Annotated in this window: 11 protein-coding genes; all 11 read right to left on the bottom strand. The window is 37.1% G+C overall.

The features are described 5' to 3' along the window. Positions 1-136 precede the first annotated feature (136 nt). The 11 genes from AAEO57_RS01695 to AAEO57_RS01645 all read right to left on the bottom strand — a co-directional run bounded on the left by AAEO57_RS01695 (position 137) and on the right by AAEO57_RS01645 (position 23,266). Entirely contained in the window at positions 137-919 is a 783-nt protein-coding gene (locus tag AAEO57_RS01695; protein ID WP_341688891.1) for a rhamnogalacturonan acetylesterase, read from the bottom strand. Positions 920-935: 16 nt separating this feature from the next. Continuing rightward, on the bottom strand, positions 936-1,925 hold the full coding sequence (locus tag AAEO57_RS01690; RefSeq protein ID WP_341688889.1) for a pectinesterase family protein: 990 nt from the start codon (positions 1,923-1,925) through the stop codon (positions 936-938). A gap of 141 nt (positions 1,926-2,066) precedes the next feature. Beyond that, positions 2,067-4,085: an aceric acid hydrolase gene (locus AAEO57_RS01685; RefSeq protein ID WP_341688887.1), complete on the bottom strand. Its 2,019-nt coding sequence runs from the start codon at positions 4,083-4,085 to the stop codon at positions 2,067-2,069. A gap of 237 nt (positions 4,086-4,322) precedes the next feature. After that, positions 4,323-6,776 carry a pectate lyase family protein gene (locus AAEO57_RS01680; RefSeq protein ID WP_341688885.1) on the bottom strand — a complete coding sequence of 818 codons (2,454 nt, stop codon included), beginning with the start codon at positions 6,774-6,776 and terminating at the stop codon, positions 4,323-4,325. 2 nt (positions 6,777-6,778) lie between these two features. Beyond that, positions 6,779-9,136, bottom strand: a complete 2,358-nt coding sequence (locus AAEO57_RS01675) for a DUF5703 domain-containing protein (RefSeq protein WP_341688883.1) — start codon at positions 9,134-9,136, stop codon at positions 6,779-6,781. A 193-nt stretch (positions 9,137-9,329) separates the two neighbouring features. Then, positions 9,330-10,754, bottom strand: coding sequence for a sialate O-acetylesterase (locus AAEO57_RS01670; protein WP_341688880.1), 1,425 nt, complete (start codon positions 10,752-10,754; stop codon positions 9,330-9,332). A gap of 80 nt (positions 10,755-10,834) precedes the next feature. After that, positions 10,835-14,221: a glycosyl hydrolase gene (locus AAEO57_RS01665; protein ID WP_341688877.1), complete on the bottom strand. Its 3,387-nt coding sequence runs from the start codon at positions 14,219-14,221 to the stop codon at positions 10,835-10,837. 291 nt (positions 14,222-14,512) lie between these two features. Continuing rightward, the gene (locus tag AAEO57_RS01660; RefSeq protein WP_341688875.1) at positions 14,513-17,875 is read right to left on the bottom strand and encodes a glycoside hydrolase family 2 TIM barrel-domain containing protein; all 3,363 of its coding nucleotides are present in this window, start codon (positions 17,873-17,875) and stop codon (positions 14,513-14,515) included. Positions 17,876-17,913: 38 nt separating this feature from the next. Then, on the bottom strand, positions 17,914-19,038 hold the full coding sequence (locus tag AAEO57_RS01655) for a glycoside hydrolase family protein (RefSeq protein ID WP_341688873.1): 1,125 nt from the start codon (positions 19,036-19,038) through the stop codon (positions 17,914-17,916). A 177-nt stretch (positions 19,039-19,215) separates the two neighbouring features. Next, the gene (locus AAEO57_RS01650; RefSeq protein ID WP_341688871.1) at positions 19,216-20,898 is read right to left on the bottom strand and encodes a glycoside hydrolase family protein; all 1,683 of its coding nucleotides are present in this window, start codon (positions 20,896-20,898) and stop codon (positions 19,216-19,218) included. Positions 20,899-21,082: 184 nt separating this feature from the next. Beyond that, the gene (locus tag AAEO57_RS01645; RefSeq protein WP_341688869.1) at positions 21,083-23,266 is read right to left on the bottom strand and encodes an alpha-L-rhamnosidase-related protein; all 2,184 of its coding nucleotides are present in this window, start codon (positions 23,264-23,266) and stop codon (positions 21,083-21,085) included. Between the last annotated feature and the right edge of the window lie 108 nt (positions 23,267-23,374).

The following is a 23,374-nucleotide window of genomic DNA, read 5'->3' as shown; positions in this document are numbered from 1 at the left end:
AAATAACAATTTATTTCTAAAAACAAGAAAAAACTGAATAATTTTAAGAATTAAAATCTTCAAAAAATTAACAGCACAGGTGTTATTCTTCAATCATAACACATGTGCTGTTTTATATCATAAAAAAATCCTGTATTTATATTTTTTTCATGGCATTAAATACCAATCGGGCTACTTCCTTACCTCCTGCAGTTTGAAAATGTGTATTGTCTTTTTGTCCTGTCGGAAATCCTGGATATAAATTTCCTTCGAAGTTCATAAAATAATTTTGAGTAACAAAGTCCTTCCCTTTTGCACTAAAAAACTCCATAGATAATTCGTTCAGGTCAATCAGTTTAACATTTAATTCTTTGGCAACGTCTCTAGCGGCCTGTGGATATTCTCCGTGAACATTTGATAACTTTCCGTCTTTCCATGGATAATTACGGGCAACCGGAGTGAGCACTATTGGAGTCGCCCCTTTTTCTCTGGTCTGATTTATAAAAAGACGCAGGAATTCTTTATATCCTTCGATATTTACATAACGTTCTGTTTTTTCTTCAGATGAATCGTTATGTCCGAATTGCATCATTACAACATCCCCTTTCTGTAACGTTTTATAAACCGCTGCCCAGCGTCCTTCCTGAAAAAAAGTCCGTGTGCTTCTGCCTCCCTTAGCCCTGTCATCGATTTTTACTTCTTTGGCATTTCCAAGAATATTTTTAACCAATTTTAAGCTGTCTTTCTGAAAAAATGGCTGAAAAACCTGTCCCCAGCCTACCTGAGGAAATCTTTTACTTTCATAATCTTTTTCCAGTGAATAATCTGCAACGGTTGAATCGCCTATTAAGTAAATGGTAGTTACTTTTGATTTGAGACTAAAAGCACTTAGAACAAGTACCACAAGAAAAGCAATTGCTGCTATTTTATAATTTTTCATTCCTTTTATATTTTTATTATTTTGGATTCCAGCCTTTTAACACTTTAACTAAATCATATTTTTTAAGATCAGATTTTTTCAATTGGTGCGACCAGGAAACTCTTTTAGATAAATCTTTTGCTCCTTCGCCTTTACTTCCAAATTCTGCATAATAAACCGTTTTTTCTTTGTCCGGAAAATTTTTATCGCCTTTCCATGGATTCCAGCCTTCTGGAAGAATGTGCGGACCCATTTCTGTATTAATGAAAACCGTTTTTGCGTAAGGTCTCCACGGACGTCCAAGAAAAACCTTGTCTACTGTATTGTCTTTTGCAGTCAATTTACAATCTGCAAATACAAATCCGTAAACTTCTTCCTGAGTGGTGGATGCTGCTGTTACGTATGAATTACTTAAACTTTCAATCGTACAATTTGAAAAATAAGCGGTTGCGGCACCAAAAATAAAATCTACTGTACCGTTGATATAACAGTTTTCGAAATAATTTCGGGTTCCGCCTTTGGCTAAATATAAAGTGTCCTGATTTCCTAAAATGGAACAATTTTTCACCGAAACCCTGTCGCCTTCTGTATGTAAAGCCACTGCCTGACCTACTCTTCCGGCTGTGTTTTCTACAGTTAAGTTTTCTACCGAACAGTCATTTCCCTGAACCAATAAGGTGTAAGAAGTATAGGTGCTAAATTTTGTATCACCAGTAACATCAATTCCACGAAAAGGTTTTCCGGAATAATCATTAAATGAAATAACCGTTTTTTCTCTATCCAAACCTTTCAAAGTAATATTTCTTTTAAAAGAAGGAATTACTACTTTTTCATTGTAAATTCCAGATTTGATAGTAATAACCACTCTCTTTTCGGCGTGATCTCTCACTTTGTTGATGGCCTCCTGGATGGTTTTGAAATCACCGGAACCATCCTGAGCTACGGTCAGTTCAAATCGGTTATCGGTAGTTTGCGCTCCTAATAAAAGAGAACTCAAAGAAAAAAATAAAACTGTAATGTATTTCATAGGTTTAAAATAATTGGTTTCCTGTTCTCATCAACAATAATGCCCAAAAGCAAAATACGAATAGGTTTTGATGTTTTTTAAAATCAAATAAGCCATATAAGCTTTGAAACGAAACTTATATGGCTTATTTAGTAAACCCATTTAATGCGAAAGCCAAACAGACATTTCGCCTTTTCCGTGATTTCCCCATGCAAAATAAGGAATTAATTTCACGGTAAACTCTTTGCTTTCTTTTGTCGAAATAGGTTTGTATAATCGTTTATCCCAGGAATTATCCGGCGTAATTGACGAACTTGCAGTTATACTCAATAATTCTCTGTTGTCAATTTTGATAAAATTGGTAGTGAATTTAGAATTCAAATCTAAAACCACATCATTCACTTTTACATTCGCAGGAAGTTCATTTGATTCCAAGCAATACACAATCGGTCCTCTTTTTACAGCTACCTGATTTTTCACTTCTTCTACCAATGGATTCGCCTGCATCAACTCCACCTGCATTGGAAGATTCAATTCGATGACATCTCCTTTTTTCCATTTTTGACTTACTTCGAAATAAGTACCCGAAAAGATTTTACCCATAATTTGAGAATTGTTTACAAAAACCTTAGCACCTGTGCCCCAGCCTGGAATTCTTAAAAGAAAAGCATAATCATCTTTTGGAGCTTTTATAATTTTCAGTGTTATTTTTCCATCCCAAGGATAATTTGTCTGCTGTTCTATTTCTATTTTTTCTCCCGAAAGCGTCTTTGAATTCAAATTATTACTTCCGTATAAATTCACATACAATCCTTCTTTCGAAAAGCTGTAAGCATAATTGCTTACCTCAGCTATGGTTCTGGTCACGTTCGGCGCACAGCAGTTCGACAAAGCGATATAACCTTCACGTTCTTTGCTCCAGCGCTGTTTAAAAGGTAAATCCTTAGAAACATTCAGCGGGTTGTTATAAAAAAATTCCTTTCCTTCCAAACTTATTCCTGATAACACACTATTATATAAAGCCAATTCTACAATATCAGCATATTTGGCATCGCCCGTAATCTGAAGCATTCTCCAGTTCCACAAAACATTTCCAATATTGGCACAGGTTTCGGTATGAGCTGTTGCATTTGGCAATTGAAAAGGTCTTCCATACGCCTGATGGATTTTCTGCACATCGGCTGGATTATAAGAAGTTCCGTCTGGCGAAACACCATCATACAAAGAACCGCATGCTCCTGTGATGTACATTTTTCGGTACGTCACATCATCCCAAATCGATTCCAGATTATCCAGTAATTTTTTTTCTCCTGTTTCAGCATATAAATCGGCAACACCGGCGTACAGGTAATTCGCTCTTACGGCGTGACCCATTGCAGTGGTCTGCTGTCTGAATGGAATTCTGTCCTGATTATCATCGGTTCCATCATTGGTCGTCCCTCTGATATCGATTAGATTATTGGCCAATTCCAGATATTTTGGATTTTTAGTCGTGCGGTACATTTCGACAATTCCCATATAATGCGAAGGACAGATGGCGTTTCGGGCTAATTCAGGAGAAGCTTTTTTATAGAAATCATATAAAAAATTGGCAACACCTTTGGCAATATTTAAAAAGTTCTCTTTTCCGGTGGCGCGATAATGGATACAAGCTGCGGTCATCAAATGCCCCATATTATATTTCTCGAAACCCAGTTGTTTTTTCACTTCTTCAGGTCCCAAAGTCCCCCAGCGTTCATCGATTAATACTGGAGTATGCAAATACCCGTCTTTACGCTGTGCTTTGGCAAAAAGCGCAATGGCTTTATCCATTTCTACATCGAGTTTTTTGTCTTTTGTAACGGCATACGTAGCTGCCATTCCTTCAAAAATCTTGTAAAAATCACCGTCATGAAAAGATGGCCCTTTGAAAGTTCCTTTGCTTTCTCCCGCTGCAATTTCGAAGTTTTTATAAGCGTGCGAAATCGAATCGTTATGATACAAATCCCACATATACGGCAATGTATTTTTGGTTTCTACATCAAATTGTTCTTTCCAAAAACCATTGGTCCACTTTACATCCTGTAAATTCACACTCTGCAATTTAGAATACGGGCTTTCTGAATTCGCGACCAAACCTTTGTTCTGCGCAAAGATTACTGTTGAAAGAAATAAAGATGATATGATGATGTTCTTTTTCATTTTGAATTAATTTTATCTGCTTGATCTGCTAAATCTGCGAGAGTTTAAATTTTCTCGCAGATTTAGCAGATTGTGCTGATTTATTTTTCTCTTTTAATCTATTATAATCTCCTAATCTGAGGCTTTTTTTTCACGCAGATTTAGCAGATTTTAGCAGATTATTTTTTTGATTTTTACTCTTTAAAATAAAATCTGCGCAGATCTGCCTAAATCCGCTAAAATCTGCGTGAAACTTTTCTAGTTTACAAAGAAATTAATTGTTCTGCTCATTGAATCTCCGTCTGCATCTTTTACCGTTAGGACGAAAGAAGCAAATCCTTTTTCTACAGCCGTGAACTGAATTTCTTTTCCTTTTAAAACTGCTTTTCCATTTTTAACTTCCGAGAAAGTATAAACTGGTTTTTTCTCATATCCTTTGAAAAAATCTGCCACAGTCAAACTTGTCTTATCACCGGTTTTTACAAAATAATGAGGCTGTGCCAGCCAGTCTAAATAATTATCTAATTGTGTAAATCCGTCTTTATCGGTATCTGAATTCGCATCTGAGAAATCTCCGGCTTTCGAATTTTCGTTTAAGCCAAAAGCTTTTTCCCACCAATTTGGCAGTCCGTCATGATCGGTGTCCCAATCTGCTGGACGTGTTTCTGATGCAAAATTTGGCCATCCGCCAGCATCTGCTTCGTTGTCAATCATACCGCCTAAACCGCTTTTACTTCCTTTATAAGTAAAAGTTCCTTTTAAAGTTTCGTCTACAATTCTTTTATCATGCTTATCAAAAAACGGCTGATTCGCTCCCACATCTGAAAGGACATTTTTATAAGCCGCTTTCGCCGACTGCGTATTTACAAAAGATTCAAAAAATGGTTTTGGCAAAAACACATCATAATCTGCAGTTGCCTTATTTGATAATGTAAACTTTCTTCCTTTATCCTGATTTTTTTCATCAAAATAGCCCGGCATTACGTTTCCGTCAAAATAATATTGCTGTTTCCCTTTTCCAACACCTTCAATTTGTGCATTTAATGCCACAAATATTTTAGTTGAAACTCCCGGTTTGTAATAATTATTGACAAAATTTACTTCACTCGCACCTCCATCTGTTGCGCGGTGTCCCCAGTTGTAGACCACATTATTTCTGATATCCAATCGTCCTCCGTAATATCCGTCACCATTTAACCCTCCGCCAATACTCCAGTTTCTGCCTTCATTGTGTGCCAATAAATTATGGTGAAAACTTCCGATATCGCCACCAATTGTAGCCGCATAACCGTGCATTTTTCCGGCTGGATATTTATCGTGTCCCGCAACGTTTAAAGCTTCTGAAATCAGGGTTCGCTGTAACGTAATATGATGCGCTCCGCGGGAACTAAAAGATTCGTCGATTGTCCAGCTGATGGAACAGTGATCAATAATACTATAATTGGCACCCGTCAATCCCATACCATCAAAAGTTGTTCCGCCACCGATTCTAACTTTCAAAAACCGGACAACTCCGTCGTTACCTGTTAATCCAATTGGTGCACGGCTGATTGTGATTCCTTCGCCAGGAGCAGTCTGACCTGCAATGGTAATATATGGCTGATTGACTACTAATCTCGAAGCCAGTTTGATATTTCCCGAAACATTAAAAACAATGGTTCTTGGTCCGATTGGCTGATTGACAGCATAACGTAAACTTCCCGGTCCATCGTCATTCAAATTGGTAACTTCTACTACTTTTCCGCCACGTCCACCCACAGCGAAACGGCCGTAACCTTCTGCTCCAGGGAAAGCCAATTGTGCTGGTTTGAACGACCAGACATTTCCTAAAGTAACTTCTCCGTTACTGTCTACTTCATCCACACGCCAGTAATAGGTTGACCCGCTGTGCAAATCGGTAAGTGGAAATTGAGTTGTGGTTAACTTTCCTTTAAACTCTTTTGATGATTCATTAGCATTGGCTACCGCATTGGTATCTTCCCCGAAATACAGTTTATGAGCCACAGCCTTTTTGGAAGCTTCCCATTCCAATACTATTTTTTTATCAACAGCTACAATATGCTCGTTTCTGTTTTCCGGCTTTGGCGTACGCGCCTGATTCATCAAATTGGGCGTGTCAATTTCAAAACCATTGATGACAATTTGCTTTACAACATCCGGATTCGTCGTCGGATCTATTTCAAAACGAACGATTACATCCTTTCCTTTTTCAGCATTAAAAGTAATATATGCCATCGAAGCATCGATTTTGACATTGGCTCTCTGGCTCGCATTTACCGTTTCCTGAAGTTTTCCGTTTACGTAGATTTTGATTGGAGAAAAGGTTTTCCCTGTAATCACATCAAAGGCATTGTGAAAAGTCAAAAGTGTATGTTTCCCTTCTTTCAAACCGCTGATTTTCAATTCCAAATTTTCAGAAGTCACCAATCCATCACTAGCTAATTTGCTGTAATAAGGCGCACTCATTCCTACTTTATACCATTTAGAATTAAAGTTTCCTTTTAATCTCACGGTTAGTCCATTAAATGCTTTCTCAACTTCTTTTTGTTCACTTATAACCCACGAATCGTAACCTGGATCGTGGACTTCTTCCAATCTTCTTCCTGCAAAATCAAAATCTACTTTTACTATTTGCTTATCGGTATTTTGTGCTTTTCCATTTGCCGTCAAAAGTGTTGCCAAAGCAAAAGCACCCGCTAATTTCTTTATCATTTTTATTTTAATTTTATTTTTTCTGCTTCTGATTTCCCCAGCAGACTGATTACATCTTTTTTTCTTTCTTCCGGAATTACTTTTAAAACCTTTAATTCTCCATTAAGGAGTTCTGCTTCAATTGTTGTATTTTGTTTAGCGTATAATTTAAAATGCACATTCCATTCTTTTGGCCAGGCCGGAAAAAGATAAATCTTTCCATCGGCTTCCTGCAAAAGCATTTCCTGCATACCAATCATTCCTGAACCTCCCCAATTATGATCCGGAACCCAGTCATATCCTGGACCCCAAAAAGCAGGAAATCTTCTTTCTGAATTGGCCATTTTCAATAAATTATACTTTTTTGTTTCCTCAGTTAATCCCAAACGAGCCGAAAAAATATTATCCTGTTTCCAGCCGATGTGGCTTCTGAATTTTTTAGCTTCCGGATCATATTTCCATGTATTCAAAGCGGTTTGTAAATCTGGTTTTCCAACGCCGTAAATTCCCCACGGATAAACCGGATACAATTGGGGCACTTCGGAATTATTGATACGTTCCCAAGTTTTGGCTGGAGCCAATGTTTGATGCCCGTCAAAAGTTCTAAAATTCAAAGGCGGAATTCTGGTTTGAAATGCTTTCAAATATTCTAAATCTTCTTTGGATAATTCATTTTCTGAAAGTTTTAAAAGCTGTTCAGTAATTACTTTCAATGCCGAAATAGTGCTGTTGGCATTGTTTGCCATTTTATAGGTTTCTGCTCCTGAACCCGGAAAAAGAATCAAATGACCATTCCCGTCCAATATTTTTCTACCTCTTTGTTTGGCTAAATATTGATAATGTTCATCAAAAAAACGAAGACAGCTGATGATAAACGGATTGTATTTCTGAATGTCTTCTTTGGCATATTCTTTTTGCTGTAACATCATCTGGCAAAACTCAAAAACGGTATCCCATTCGTATTCCAGCCAAGCATTGTATTCCATTCCCGGATCGTAATCTGCTGGACGTTTCCATTCGTATTCCGCTGGATTGGGTAATCCGAAGTTTTCTAATTGTTCTGTAAAAGAGGCACCGTTATGTTTCCAATAGACTTTACTTCGCAATTCAGCATTTTTCTGAAGAGATAAATAATAATCCAACTGCGATTTCATCATATCAAAATCACCGCTTTTGACCATCGGAAAATAAACCAATCGCTGGTTCTGAGCAGTCATCGTTCCTCCTCCCCAGTTTCTGAAATCGGGAGTAAAATTCAGATCTTTATTTGTATGAACAGGATCAACCGTAAACAGTCCGCCGTTAAATTTTGTTGGATATTTTCCGAAGGCATTACACCCCAGCATATAACGGAACAACTGATAATTCTGCCCAATCTGATATACCGAATCTTTCTCAATCGATTGATTTTTCTGCGTATAAATAAAAGAGCGGTTCCAGAAATTATTCCACCATTTTATAGTGTTTTTTTCTGCTTGTTTTGCTGTGCTTTTATTTGCATCAACAAAAGTTTTCAATCCGTTATTCCAAGTTTCAAAATCAGACTGACTGGTATTCAGATAAATTTCTAATGAATGCTTTTTGGATGGTTTTACGCTGGTTAGATTAAAACCCTTGAAATCGGTATTTTGATATTTTCCTAAATAAGTTCCATCAGGTTTTAAGTTATCTCCTTTCATGAATCCGCCGAAAGTTAAATTGGCAATCGGATTCATCATCTGGTCTTTAACCGATTCCATTTTCTGCTGTTTGACTGCAACATCAAAAACGGTTTGTTCACGGTTTCGGTGATAGAATTTAAGTCCATTATTTTCAAAAGCTATTGAATCTTTAAAAATCACAACATCTCCCTGTGGCGCCCATTTATAAGAATTGGCATTGTTTTCTTTTCCTTTTGAATTATGATTTTGATAACGCCAGCATTCATAAGAAGCCGTCATTTTCAAAGGAGTTTTACTTTCTAAATCTAAATGGATTATTGGTTTAAAAACATCAACCCAAAGTTTGATTTTAGTATCATTCTGCTCAACGAAAATATAACCGTCTTTCAGTTTTAATTCCTGATGAAAACCTGCTGCTCCTTCAAACGGATTCGGACTTAAAGTAATTTTTACACGTCCTAATTTCAGTAAAGTATTATGCTCGTCAAAAGTCCCGCTTCTGGAAAAATAGAAATACAAATCTCCTTTCTCGACCCAGACATTCATACCGATATCACCGCCTCCCAAAGGCATCGACTCGGATGAATTCTGACTTTGCGTTGTCCAAACCTGATTGTAATTATCGAGCGCAGGGATTTGCGCTTTAAGGCAAAGCGTTGTGAAGAGAAGCATTATTAATGTAGTATTTTTCATCGTTTTCTCTCCTACAAGGTTTTTCAAAACCTTGTAGGTATTTATTTTTTTAATTTTCTCTCGCAGATTTTGCAGATTTATTTTTATCTCCAAAATCTGCCAAATCTGCGAGAGCTATAAATTAAATATTTCTAAATCTTTGTCGAGCTACTTGCGCGGAGATCCCTCGTTCCTCGGGATGACAAACTAGGCGCCAAACCCATAACTCATAACTCAAAAACTACCACTCATCTGTTCTAAACGAAGAAAGCGGCAATCCGCCTCCACTAAACAACTCTGCTTTTACAAAATCTTTAAACAAATAACGAATCGCAACTGGCTTAGCAACTTTATCCGAAGTCAAAACCACAGATTTTCTACGAACAACTGTTTTTGCAGGATAGAAAATTTTATCTTCTCCAGCCAATTCAAAACCTGTAACCTCTTTGTCGTAAGACGTTATTCCGTTTTCAACATTATCAAAAGAAACGGTAACTGAACCGTCTTTTATTTCCATCGATTTGTATTTCGGGCTTTCAAATTCGAAGCCTTCGATTCCGTAGGTTTTGGCCAAAGCCTGAAAAGCCAGTCGGTTTCCTCCTTTTTCTTTATCCATTGGATGAATATTGTTTTCTTCGCCAACATCCATCAGAACTGCCATTCCCGAATTCTGAATTTCCTTTGAAGCCTTCAATTGCGCTTCTCTCAAATAAGCCGAATTGTATTCAGGTTTATTATCTTTTGGATGAAATTGCGCATAGTTAAACGGAGCGATTTGGGCGTAGTAAAAAGGAAATTCGCCTTGATTCCACAAGCCTCTCCAACTGCTGACCATCTTTTTCATCAAAGCCGTATATTCAGAAGCGCGTTCGTAATTCGATTCGCCCTGATACCAGATACAGCCTTTGATTCCGTAGCCGATTACTGGCGAAAGCATTCCGTTGAATAAAGTGGTCGGAACGCGATTGGGATCTTTTGCCAATTCTTCTTTTGTAGTCGGAATTTTAGCACTGGCGAAATCCTTCAGCATTTCCTGATTCATCCAGGCTTCCATGCTTGAACCTCCGTACGAAACGTGAATCAACCCAACTGGAACATTTAAAACTTCCTGTAAAAGTGATCCAAAATACCAAGCCGTTGCACTAAAATTTGAAGTCGATTTTGGAGAAGCTTCTTCCCATTTTCCTTCAAAATCGTCTTTTGGTTCTAAAACTGTAGCACGCGGAATCGTAATCAATCGAATGTTTTTATTCGTGGATCTTACAATAATTTCGTTTCCGTTTTTTACAGGCTGACCCTGAAATCCTTTCAAAGGCATTTCCATATTCGATTGTCCTGAACAAAGCCAGACTTCGCCAATTAAAATATTCTTAATGGTTACTTTTTCCTTTCCTTCTGTTACTTCAATTGTAAAAGGTCCGCCAAATGATGGTGTTTGTAATTCTGTTTTCCATTTACCAGAAGTGTCGGCTTTTGTTTTGTAGATTTTAGAATTCCACGATGTTTTGATAGTAACATTTGCATTCTTTTCTGCCCAGCCCCAAATCGGCGCATTCGACTTTTGCTGCAACATCATGTTATCGGTAAACAAAGCTGGCAATTTGATTTTTGCATTGATTTGAAGGCTTGCTAAAATCATTAATAATGTGATAATTGATTTTTTCATATTATATTATTTTCGCCACGAATTCACAAATTATTTTCAAATTCAGATTAATAAAAAATTCGTGAATTCGTGGCTAACATTTATTTCTCCTTTAAAATTATAACTGGCCCTAATAATCCCGCTTTCAACAACGGATTCCCTTCCAATCTAAATGGCGCTGTTGTCCAGGTTAATCTTTCTTCTTTTGATAATTTTTGATCACCGATTAAACGATTTGCCCACGTATTTGTCACTTTTATTACGATTGTATTTTTCCCTTTTTGTAATGCCTGCGAAATATCTGTTTTGAATGGAAAAGTCCAAAGTGTTCCACAATCTTTTCCGTTGATTGAAACTTCGGCCATATTGGCGATTTCGCCTAAATCAAGCCATATTTTATTAGCATCTTTTCCTTTCCAGATAAACTCTTTTTTGTAAACCACAGTTCCAGCATAATACTTAATCTGATTATTTTCAGAAGTACTCCAGTCAAACAATTTATTTGTTTTCACAATTTCTTTCGGACCTTTAAAAGTTGGATCGAATTGCAATTCCCAGTTTTCATCTAAAGTCTGAACTTTCTCAAATTCAGATACTTTTCCATTAGCTAAAACTTCTTTGGTTTCTTCTTTAAAAATAACAAAACCAGATTCGTTGGCATCTAAAGTTATCAAAACAATTGTTCTTCCGTTTTCTATTTTCCAATTGGTTACTGCCGATGTTTTATCTGTAACGGGATTGTACCATTGCGGAATTTTTCCAGCTATCCTGAATGAAGCATCAAACGTTCTTTTTTGCTCTTTTTGATTAGAAAGAAAATATACTTCTTCACTATCCGCTTTTCTGTGTGTCCAGGCAATTGTTTCTGAATCGGCTCTGTTTAGATTTGGAAAATAAACATCTTGCGTAATTCCGATCGAAGCAAAATCATTTCCTAAATAAGGCAATTTGATAACGATTCCTTTTCCGATTTTCCATGAAGTTGAATTGGCGTTATTCCAAATTTCATCAATTATATTCTGCCATTTCTTTTGATTGGCTTCTGATTGAATTCCCGGCTGAATCGTTGGTTTTTCATCTACAAAAATTGTCGCTCCGTCTTTTAGCAATTGCAATATTTTTTCGGCGGAAGCCAAAGACAACATTTTATTTGGCGCCATTTTATGACTTCCCGGAAACAGCAAAGCTCCATACTCGATTCCACCTTCAAAAGTTACTTTCCCGTTCTGAACTTTTGCCCTGTTGATTAAAACATCGGCATTGAATGAATCGTATTGATAACCGTTTAGCGGATTAATCCATTGTGACAAATCCGTAATATTTTTAGAATAAGTCACTTCTTTCGGCATTTTTGCTGTTGGCTGGCCTTCATTTTCCAATCGGATTTTCTCGCTTTCCAATCTTGCTGAGCCAAATACATTCGGAATAAACGGTACCAATCGATCCGGAACAAAAGAACGAGAAGGAAAATCTTCACCAATAAAAACCGCCAAATCAATTACAGGTTTTCCTTTTTGCAATTGAAACTGAACTCTTTGACAATAATCAAACCACGCTTTCCCGGGTTTCCACCAGGTTTGGTCTCTTTGGAAAAAAGTTCCAATATCATCCAAAGTCATTCCCGGTTTTCTATCCGTCCACGGATTATGCACAAAAACATGGTAGAATAAACGGTTAATTCCTAAAGCGTAATTGTGGTCTGCCGTTGTTTTTAGATTTCCGGGATGTTCGTCCCAATCCATTCGCAAAGCCGTAAAAGCTTCTGCCTGAATAATATCTTTTCCGTAAATATGTCCTCCTGAAATGGCATCAACCATATCAAAAGGTTTATCGTGTGTGGGGCTTTTCAGCCAAAATTCACCACTTGGAAAATCGACAAATTTATAATGAAGTAACGCATCACTCGTTACAACCGGAGCTACATTTTCTGAACTCAATTTAACTTTATATTCCTTGGCAATTTGGGCGACAGTTCCATAGAAATTATCCGCCACTAAGTCAGCAATTGTTTTTCTAACATCGTATAAAACTTTCTCTGAAAAATCGGCACTTTCTACTGGAATTCCGGCCATTACAGGCAGATATTCTACAATATCGTAACCACGTCTCTTTTTAAACTCTGCCTGAAAAACCGAAGACCAGTTTTGGCTTCCACATTCCCAGCTGTCAAAATGAAGAATTTCTAAAACTTTTGAAGCTAATTCAGGACCAGCAGAACGAACAGCTTCTCCAAACCAATGATCCAACTGAAAACGAATTAATTCGGGATTAAATTTGTCAACTTCTAATCCTTTTCCTGCTCCACCAGTTGCATTTTCATGTCCTGTCGAAGTATGTCCCATTCGGATAATTTTCCATTTTCCTTTTGGGGCTTTCCAATTGATATTTCCATCAGCATCCACAAAATTGGAGATATTGATAATTTCTGATTTTTTGAATGCATCAGAATTTGGTATTTCTTTTTCTGTAGTCTGCGGAGTCAAACGCCAAATTGCTCCTGATTTTCCTTCGTAATTATTAATCAGTGATTGATTCGAAAGCGTAATTTTACTTACTTTCAGATTTTGTTTCCATTTTGCAAAATCCAAATCTTCGGCACCCGGTTCAGTTCCTACCGGATTATAAACAAACCTGAAATATTTTGCTGTAACAGGCATAATGGTATGCGTGTTTGGGAAATCCATATCCTGCCAACCATGACGGGGTGCAATCAGTCTTTCGTGGAATTTAAAATGAACTCCGTCATCGCTTACTTCCACAATCAAACGCTGTGCCTGAAAATCTCTTCCTTTGGTTTCAATGACAATTGATTTGCAGGTAAATGGCTGTGCAAATTCGTACTGAATCCAACCTGCATCTGCAAATTTGAAGTTTTCATCTTTTTTAGGATCAGCCAAAAACGATGCATCGGTGTTGTTTGATGTCGTCACTTTTGGCAGTTGCATCTGTGAAGTTATTTGGTATTCTTTAATCGGAATAGCAAAAGTGGCAATATCTTTATAATAATCTTTGTAATGTACTGGAACTGGCAATTTCGACGCAACTTTTTTTCCACCTAAAATTTCAGTCGTTGACCAGACTACTTTCTGCATCGACATTTCGGGTGTAATCCATGGTCCGCCTGCAACGGCAAATCCGTCGGCTCCATGAAAGGCTAGTTTTAATCCTAAACGATCTGCTTCTTTAAAAGCCCAATGAATCATATCCCAAAATTCAGGAGTCAATTGTAAAACTGACGGATTTATCAGTGGTGGATTTGCTGGCCCTTTAATAGTCATTAGATAAGCTCCTGCAATTCCGGCTTGTTTCATCGCTTCCAAATCGGCTGTGATTCCGGGTTTGGAATACGCTGATTTCATCCAATACCAATACACCCACGATTTGGAGAATTCTAGTGTTGGCTGAAAAGTTTCTTTTTTATGGACTTCCTGTGCAGAGACGAAGCTTGCAAACAGAAGGATAAAAAAGAGGTGTTTTTTTTGAAACATTATTGTTTGTTTTTGATGATCTGCTTTATCTGCAAAATCTGTAGGAAAAATTTACTCTCGCTGATTTGGCTGATTTGGCAGATTATTTTTTTTTCTTTTTGATATTTCTTTTTTTGTCATTTCGACTTAAGGAGAAATCACACTAGAAACTCCACAACGTATTTCTCCAATCTTTGTCGATATACCTGTGTGATTTCTCCTCACGTCGAAATGACAAACTGTATCTTTTAATTTTAGTTGTTAATTTTAAAATTATCAATTATCAATTATCAATTATCAATTATCAATTAACTAATATTTAAACTTTTTCAAACTGCTTTCCAGCTGATTTTTTGAACCGCTGAAAGGCATTAAATAAAAACTATATTGATAATCTCCTGATTTAATCTGGTATTGTTCTATTGGCTGTGCGACCAATGTCCAACTGTCGTTTCCTCCTACTCCCATTTGAATTAAATCGATATTAACTGTCAAAAATCCTGGATCTTTTAGATCATAAGTATGACCCGCTGAACTCAAGTTTTCCTGTGTGTAAGGCCACGCACTCATGCTCAAAACTTTGGTGTCATTTGTAATTAAAAAACCTTGATTTTTCTGTGGAGTTGTCAATGCCATCCATCGCACATCACATCGGTTTCCGTTTTCTTGCGGTTTTGGGTAATGCTCGATAAAATCATTAATTGGAAGCGAATATTTACCAACAAACGAGCCAAAACTTCTGTCGCTGTAATTTTCCAATTCTCCTTTTCCGTACCATGAAATTTGGTCAAACTTTCTTTGAACTCCCATCTGCATTCCGATTTTTGGAATATTTGGCAGTTTGTTTGAAGCTTTTAAACTGTAATCGACTTTGATTGTTCCGTCTGGTTTGATGTTGTACACCACATTTACAGTCGCGCTGTCTTTTATAATTTCGTAATCGCTTGTGATTTTGATTTCAGAAGCTGATTTGTCGATTTTCACGTTAACCAATTTTGGTTTCACTTTGTACCATTGTTTCAAAAGCTTTTGGGATTTCCAACCTCTTTTGTCATTATCAGTTAATGGCCGAACGAAATTTGGAAGCAATGGTGCAAAAACCTGTTCTTCTCCGTTGAAAACATACGAACTCAAGGCTCCGTTTACTTTATTGATTTTAATGTCAAAAGCTTTTCCTTTGATGTTAAAATCTGAATCTGATTCAGAAACATTTACATTTCCTTTTTTAGATTCTAAAACAACTTCTTTCTTTTTTAGCAGAAACTGATCTTCCGCAACAGCGTAGCCCTTTGAAGCCCAAAGTTCATCCTTCGAAAGCTGGAATTCAATATTTAAAATGTATTCTGCATCTGCTTTCATCTTTGGCAGATACTGACTTACATTTAAAGTTTTTGATTGCCCCGCTTCTACATTAAATGGTTTTAAAATCTGGGTTTTGATAACATTCCCGTTTTCCAATATTTTCAAAACCGGAGTATAATCTGCTAAAGATTTTACAGCAGAGCGATTTTTTATTTCTAATTGATTTCCATTTAAAGTCGAAATTGCTGGCTGATACACCCATTTATTTTCAAAAATCGAACCTTTTGGTTTTCCGTTAGAATCTACAATTCCTTTTGTATTAAAGTTTCCATCATGATATTTTTCGCCAAAATCCCCTCCATGCGCAAAATAATTCTGACCCGATCTTGAATCGAATTTTACTAATCCCTGATCTTTAAATTCCCAGATACAGCCCCCGATAACTCTTGGAAGCGAACGGAATTCATCCCACAATTCTTTTAAATTTCCGACAGAATTTCCCATGGCATGAGAATATTCAACGAAAATAATCGGTCTTGTATCTTTCTTTTGATCTACTAAAAATTTAGGTGTGAAAACGCCTGGATAAAAACGGCTCACCATATCCACATACGAATCATCCTGTGGATTCTCGAATCGGTAGGCGTGATCGATTGTTTTAGGGTATCCCGGATCAAGCGGATCGATATAACCGTCTAATTTTGCATTTCCCTGTGCCGGCTCATAATGCACGGGACGTGTAATATCAAAATCATGAACCCAGCCCGACATTGCGGAATGGTTTGGGCCTTTTCCACCCTCGTTTCCTAAACTCCACATGACAACCGACGGGTGATTTTTATCTCTTTCTACCATTCGGGTCATACGCTCCAAATAAGCATTTGTCCATTTTGGATCGTTACTCAATTTACCACCAATTCCATGGGTTTCCTGATTGGCTTCGTCCATCACCATAATTCCATATTGGTCGCATAATTCATAAAAATAAGGGTCGTTTGGATAATGGCTGGTACGAATAAAGTTGAAATTAAACTTTTTAATAGTCGTAATATCTTGTTTGATGTCGTCTCTTGTCAAGGCTTTTCCACGGACAGGATTATGATCGTGACGGTTCACGCCATACACATAAGTTTCTTTTCCGTTGATGAGCATTTTGCCGTTTTCTTTGGAGAATTCTATCGAACGGAAACCTACTTTACAGCTTTTGGCTTCGGTGATGTTGCCGTTTTTATCTTTTATCGAAATGACCATTGTGTATAAATTCGGTTCCTCGGAGCTCCATTTTTTTGGATTTTTGATATTTTCCTGAAAAAATCCGAAACGAACATTATCCAAACGAGGATAACTTTCGTTTATCAAATCAATCACCGGTCTTTGAAGCGGTTCTTTGAACATTGCCGTATTATTGGCATCGTACAACTGAACATTCATGGTGTAATCTTTGACTTTTTCTCCAGTCAGATTTTCTACTTTTGGGCGTAGTTTAAAAATCGCATCTGTATATTGTTTGTCTAATTTGGTTTGAACAAAGAAATCCTGAATGCGTAATTTTGGCTCAGCCATAATAAAAACTTCACGCTGAATTCCGCTCATACGCCAGTGATCCTGATCTTCCAGATAGGAGCCGTCTGCCCAGCGAATCACGCGAACCGAAACTACATTTTCTCCCGCTTTTAAATATGGAGTAATATCAAATTCTGATGGCAGAAAACTGTCTTCTCCGTATCCTAAAAATTCTCCGTTTAACCAAACCTCAAAACCAGAACTTACAGCTCCGAAATGTAAAGTCACAGTCATATCTTTCCAGTTTTCAGGAACAGTAAAACTGCGTTGATAAGAACCAATTCCGTTATAATCTTTAGGAATATAAGGCGGATTTATTGGTCGAAATGGATAAACGGCACTTTTGTAAATTGGATTATCGTAACCTTTCATTTCCCAGTTGGATGGCACTTCGATTTTATCCCATCCTGAAACGGTATTTTTATAGAAATCTTTTGAGGCTTCTTTTAAATTAACTGCATATTTAAAGTTCCAATCGCCATTTAGCATTTGGATTCGGCTTTTGGTTCTGTCTCCTTTTAAAGCATCTTCAACACTCGTGTATGAATATGCTGTTGCTCTGGATGGCTGTCTATTAATACTTGTAACCGTTGGGTCTTCCCACGGAGCAAATTCGTATTTTTTATGCAGTTCTGGAATTCCAGCAGGTTCTCCTGTAACGGATTGTGCATTCCCTAAAAAGGGAAGTATTAAGATAAAAGTATTAAGTATTAAGACCGATGTACGCAGACAATCTGAATTAAAAAATAGTTTCAAAGCCCCTTCAAAACGCTGAACAAAATGGATTATATTTCTTTTACTTAATTTCAAAACTTACTATTTAAATCTTAATACTTGATTCTGTATACTTAATTCTTCTTAACCTTCTCCGGCGGAGCCACAAAATTCATTTTACTTTTCCCTAAGTCCTTCGAAGTTGCTACTGCAATTCCTCTTTGCTCTGCTTTGTTCACTGCGCAGTAAAAATGATAGACAACACCGTCGTGTTTTACCACAAATGATTTGTGCGCAAACATATTATCATAAGGCTCAGAAGATTTAATTAAATCATCGCCTTTCCAGTCGGTCCAGTTTACTAAATCATTTGAAACTGCAAAACGGTTAAATGCACCTTGATTCCAACCCGTCCAAAAAGCACCAAAATAGAACATTACCCAAGTGTCATTAATACGCTGAATATAGGCATCTCCCGAGATTCCTTTATGATGATTGATTAACGGTTTATCGCCATAACGCTTCCATTGTTTCATATCGTTCGATACTGCCATCGCGATACGCTCTGCGCCTTTAGCGGGATTTATACTATCGCCACGGGCGTTGTAATACATCACAAAATTATGTCCGGTGATTTTCTCTTTGTCCCGAATGACACTGTTTTTGTACATCGTGCTGTTATCCCACCAGCTTACGTCTTTGTCTTTTGGCGTTAAAACCGGATTTTCCAATCTTTGGAATTCGTGAGGTTTTGTTGGCGACGCTGTAGTATAAGCCATTCCGATTGACAATACTCCGGCTTCGTAACCTTTGCTGTCTCCGCCAAAATAACTCATCCAGTATTTGTCATCGTATTTTTCCCATTCGTAACTTCCGCCCCAAGTCATGTCTTGCAATGAAATATATCCTGCTTTTTGGTTCACGTCCCAGTGTTTTTCATTTTCTGAAAAAGACATTACTTTTCCCAAATGTTTCCAGTCTAAAAGATTATTGCTTTCTGCCAGCCAGGTTTCGTAACCCCTTCCGTCATAAATTAAATACGTCATGTACCATTTGCCATCTTTCCTAAATACACTAGGACAATCCATTTTGTATGAGTTATCTGTCGGAACCATTACCAAACCGTATTTGTAAGGCGTTTTGATTTCTTCGTAAATCTCCTGCATTACGGTTTCGTTGATTTCTCTTTTCTTGTATTTAGTTGCACAACTTGCTATTAGCAAAACTGTGATTCCAATTATGAGATATTTAATTTTCATTTCTTTATGTAATTATGGTCAGTTTTGAACGCTGATGACGCGGATTTACTTCGTAAATACGCGGATAAAAACGGATTTTTTCTTCTTTTTCACGCAGATTTTAAAAAGATTTTAGCAGATTATTAGAATGAATTATCTGCGTGCATCTGCTTTAATCTGCAAAATCTGCGTGAAATATTATTTTTCTTTTTTCAATTCTTCCAGACGAGAATTCATAACGTCTTTGTTTAATTTTACTTTTACCATTCCAGTTGGATGAAATCTTCTCTTTAAATCGATTGCATTATACACGATTGTGTACACATCATTTCCTTCTGGGATTAAACACAAAGGTGTTCTCATAATATCCCACCATTTATCCACTTTGGTTTCTATGGGCAGATAGTGTGCTTCTCCCCAATTAATTCCATCTTTTGAAAGTGTGTAGCCAATCATATTTGGCAAATGATGTCCCCAGCCTTCCGGTCCTCCATCAAAAACGGCGATATACAAACCGTTTGGCAACTGACTCACAATAGGGTTTTCGACAAATTGCGGATGTATCGTTTTTATCGGTTCCAAACCTTTGTTTAATCTTGTCCAAGGCCCTTCTAAACTTTGGGATTCTGCCAAAGCCACAAACCAGCCTTTTCCTGATTTTTTCGGATAATCTGCCCAGGATTCAAACGGATAAGCTCCGCTGTAAAATCCGAAATATTTATCACCGACTTTATACGGAAAAAAAGAAGCTACTCCCTGACGTCCTTCCCAAGGTTGAGAATCCAATCCCGGCTCCATAATGATTCCCATATCTTTATATGGTCCGCCAATTCCGTTGATTCCTTCGACAGTCGATTCGCAACGCCAAATTCTTCCAAAAGAATGATTAGGTTCTATCGTCTTACTAACTGTGTAAGCCAAATAATACCCGTACCATTTGTTAGCTTTTTCGTTAAAAACAGGCATATACGACCAGATTGCCGAACGACGGTCGTTCATCGGATTATCATCTTCTGTAACGGCGTAAACTCCGCTGGCCTGATAAATGGTAGATTCTCTTTTCCAGTGAATGGCGTCTTTACTTGTCCAGTGACCGATTTTGGTTTTGACACGGTCATAATAATAATCAACGCCTTTTTCTCCAGCTCTTTCGGTTGGAAACATATGATATGTATCTCCGACTTTTACCACACGTCCGCCTTCAAAACCTCCTTGGATTCCTTCTGTTCCTGACATTCCTTCATCAATAACAGGTTTATTTTCTCCGCCGATAATTTCGAAAAGCGGTTTTTCATCCGAAAATCCTTCAACTATAAAAGTTGGATTCCAAAGTTTTCCGTCTGGGAAATTGGCATTTCTTGGTTCTAGCTTTTGACTTTCTTTCACAACTCCCAAAAACACAAATAATCCTTTATTTTTAAAATAGTTAAGTCCCTTCTGACAAGAAACAGCATATACATTTACTGGAGGTAAACCAGTTATTGTAACTCCATTTTCAAGAATCAATTTTGCTTTTGTATCATCATTAAATTGAAAATATTCATCATTTCCTTTTTCTTGAAAAACTCCAATAAGAACTTTTACAGACTCTTTAAATTTCAATTTTAATGCCCCATTTATTCTGTTTTTGTAAGTATTCAAAGGAAGTTCAACCCCTGTTAATCCTTGCAATTCAGTGGCCAATCGGACAATATTGTGTTTGCTTCCTGAGAAAACGTGTGCGTATTGGGTTGTTTTGAAAGTTTTGTAATTGGATTTTACAATTTCAAATGATGCCGGTTTCCATGCGGTGGTTTGTGCTGTGGCTTGAATGCAGACAGCTAATAGCATTAGGAAAGCAGTTTTTAATTTGAAATTGTATTTTTTATTTTTTGAAAACATTGTTTTTTTATTTTTTTGATTTTTTTGTCATTTCGACCGAAGGGAGAAATCGCACTTGTAACCACAAAGATTGTCGGCAATTGTTGCGGAATTTCTAGTGTGATTTCTCGTTCCTCGAAATGACAAACTGAGCGTTATAAGCCGTAGATTAAAAACTAATTACTAAGGACTAATCACTAAGAACTCAAATAGCCTTATAACTCACTTTATATTCCACATTCGGTTTTACGATCAATTGGTATTTGTTTTTTGCTAATTCTGTAATTGTCCCTGAATTGGTTTTTGGTTTGCTTGAACTTTCGAAAACCAATTTCCCTTCTCCTTCAGATGTTTTTACTTTGATCTCAGATTTGCTCACATACAAAGCCACTTCTCCGTTTGGCGTTGGCACTTTTCCTTCCATCCATTTTAAACCGCCAAGATTTGGTTTTATCTCATATTCCGAATATCCTGGTGCGGTTGGTTTTACACCTAGATAATATTTTCCAAGCAAATAAATTGGACTGGAACCCCAGGCGTGACAAAGACTTTTTCCATAAGGGCGTCCATACATCGCTAAATGTTCCGTTCCTTTTTTCGTCGGATTGTATTCTTCCCAGAAAGAAGTAGCGCCTTCTTTTAGCATTCCGCCCCAATAGTCTTTCATTTCTTTCAATACATAATCCTGTTCGCCCATAGCGCACAAGGCTTCCAACTCGTAAAAACGCATGTATGGTGTTGTAATTTTCAGCACTTTATCATTAAGCAATACCTTATTTTTTATGCTTTGTTTTTGTTCTTCATTAAAATAATTGAAAAAGATACCAAACATATTTGCGTATCTGGTTACAATATCCTGCATTTTACCATCGATACGCTGATGCTTCATCACGTTTTCTTTCTTGTCCCAAAACACGTCAAATAATTTTGTTTTTAAATCATCTGATAATTTTTGATACTGTTTTTGGTCTTCATCTTTACCAGCAATTTTAGCACTAACTGCCATAGCTTCTAAACTTCTGGCTAAAAGCATTTGCTCAAAACTAACCTCGCCGGTTTTTGGTAATCCGTTCGCCCAATCAATAAAAACCCAGTCGCCTTCCAATGGTTCGAGGAATCCGTTTTTGTTTCTTCTTTCCAAACAGAATTCCATCAATGATTTCATTCGCGGATAAAAAGTTTTGATGAATTTCGTATCACCCGTGTGCAAATAGTAATCGTAAACACCCACAAACCAATACAACGAATAATCCATTATGATATTTACGTGAGCCGTCACAGGTTCTTTACCACGAAGGGCTAATAGCGTTCGTTCTACAGAAGCCGAATCAAAGAATAAATAATAATTCATTAAATAACTTTGATAAGCGTCGCCAGACCAAACCCAGCGGTCGCGTTTAATTCCGTCTATAAAAAATTCACGAGTGGTTAAATGCATCGTGTACGCCGACACATCCCAAATTTGATTCAATTGTTGATCCGAAGATTTGAATGCTCCACGATAGTCTAATGGCAAATATTCATAAAGCATCGAAATAGAATCGTATTTTACCCCTGCATCTGCTTGCACCTGAACATAGCGGAATGCTTTGGATCCGTCATGTGTGTAGGTTTCAGATTGTTTTCCGTCAAAAGATAAATGATCTAAAGTTTCGCATTTAGCAGAATCTAAAGCTTCTTCGCGAGATTCACCATAATAAAGTGCTAGTTTGCCTTTTCCTTTTAAACCGTGGATTTTAATGTATCCAAACGTTTCTTTTCCAAAATCTACTAATTGACCAGACCCTATTTTCTCTGTTTTCTTTGCACTTAAAGGCTTGGTTGTTAGTTTAAATCCGGATGGTTTATTCTCTGGTGAATCAAAATTCCAAGAACCAACAGGAACCCAAGGCGTACCGGATTGCTGTGCTTTTCCATTTTCATCAATCCAAAGTTTATCTTCATTGGTCACCTTCCAAGAGGCATCCGATTTCACATATCTACCAGCAATATAAATAGCCGGCAGCACTTCTTGATTATATACTTTAAAGGAAATTTTATGTTTCCCGGCAGGAATTCTTATTGATTTTGGCTGTCCATAAATCTGAACGCCATCTAAAAGTAATTGAAAAGATCCTTCTGAGTAGATTTTTACCTCATCTGGTTCTGCAATATCTACTTCTGTTTGAAAAGTGACTAAGGCATAAGGACTGTAATATTGCCAAAGCGGTGGAAATACCGCTTCGCGTTCTGTACGTCTTACCTGCATTTTATTGCTTAACCAAACTTCAAAATCGCCTGGATACCAGATCCATGTGGCAGGCTTATTTTCCTGAGCAAACACAAGTGCTGAAGAAAATAAAACTGTAAAAACAAATAATTTTTTAAAATTTAGAAATCGATTTCGCATAAAAAAGATATTTTGGGTCTAAAGATAAGTGTTATTTTTACATTTCACAACCTGCACTGTCCTGTACCGTCCTGAAATTAACAAAATATCCCTTTTTTGATACAATTG

This window comes from Flavobacterium calami (assembly GCF_038290035.1).
GTDB classification, from domain to species: domain Bacteria; phylum Bacteroidota; class Bacteroidia; order Flavobacteriales; family Flavobacteriaceae; genus Flavobacterium; species Flavobacterium calami.
Note: the sequence above shows the minus strand (reverse complement) of the source record. Positions and strands in the feature narration are given on the sequence as shown.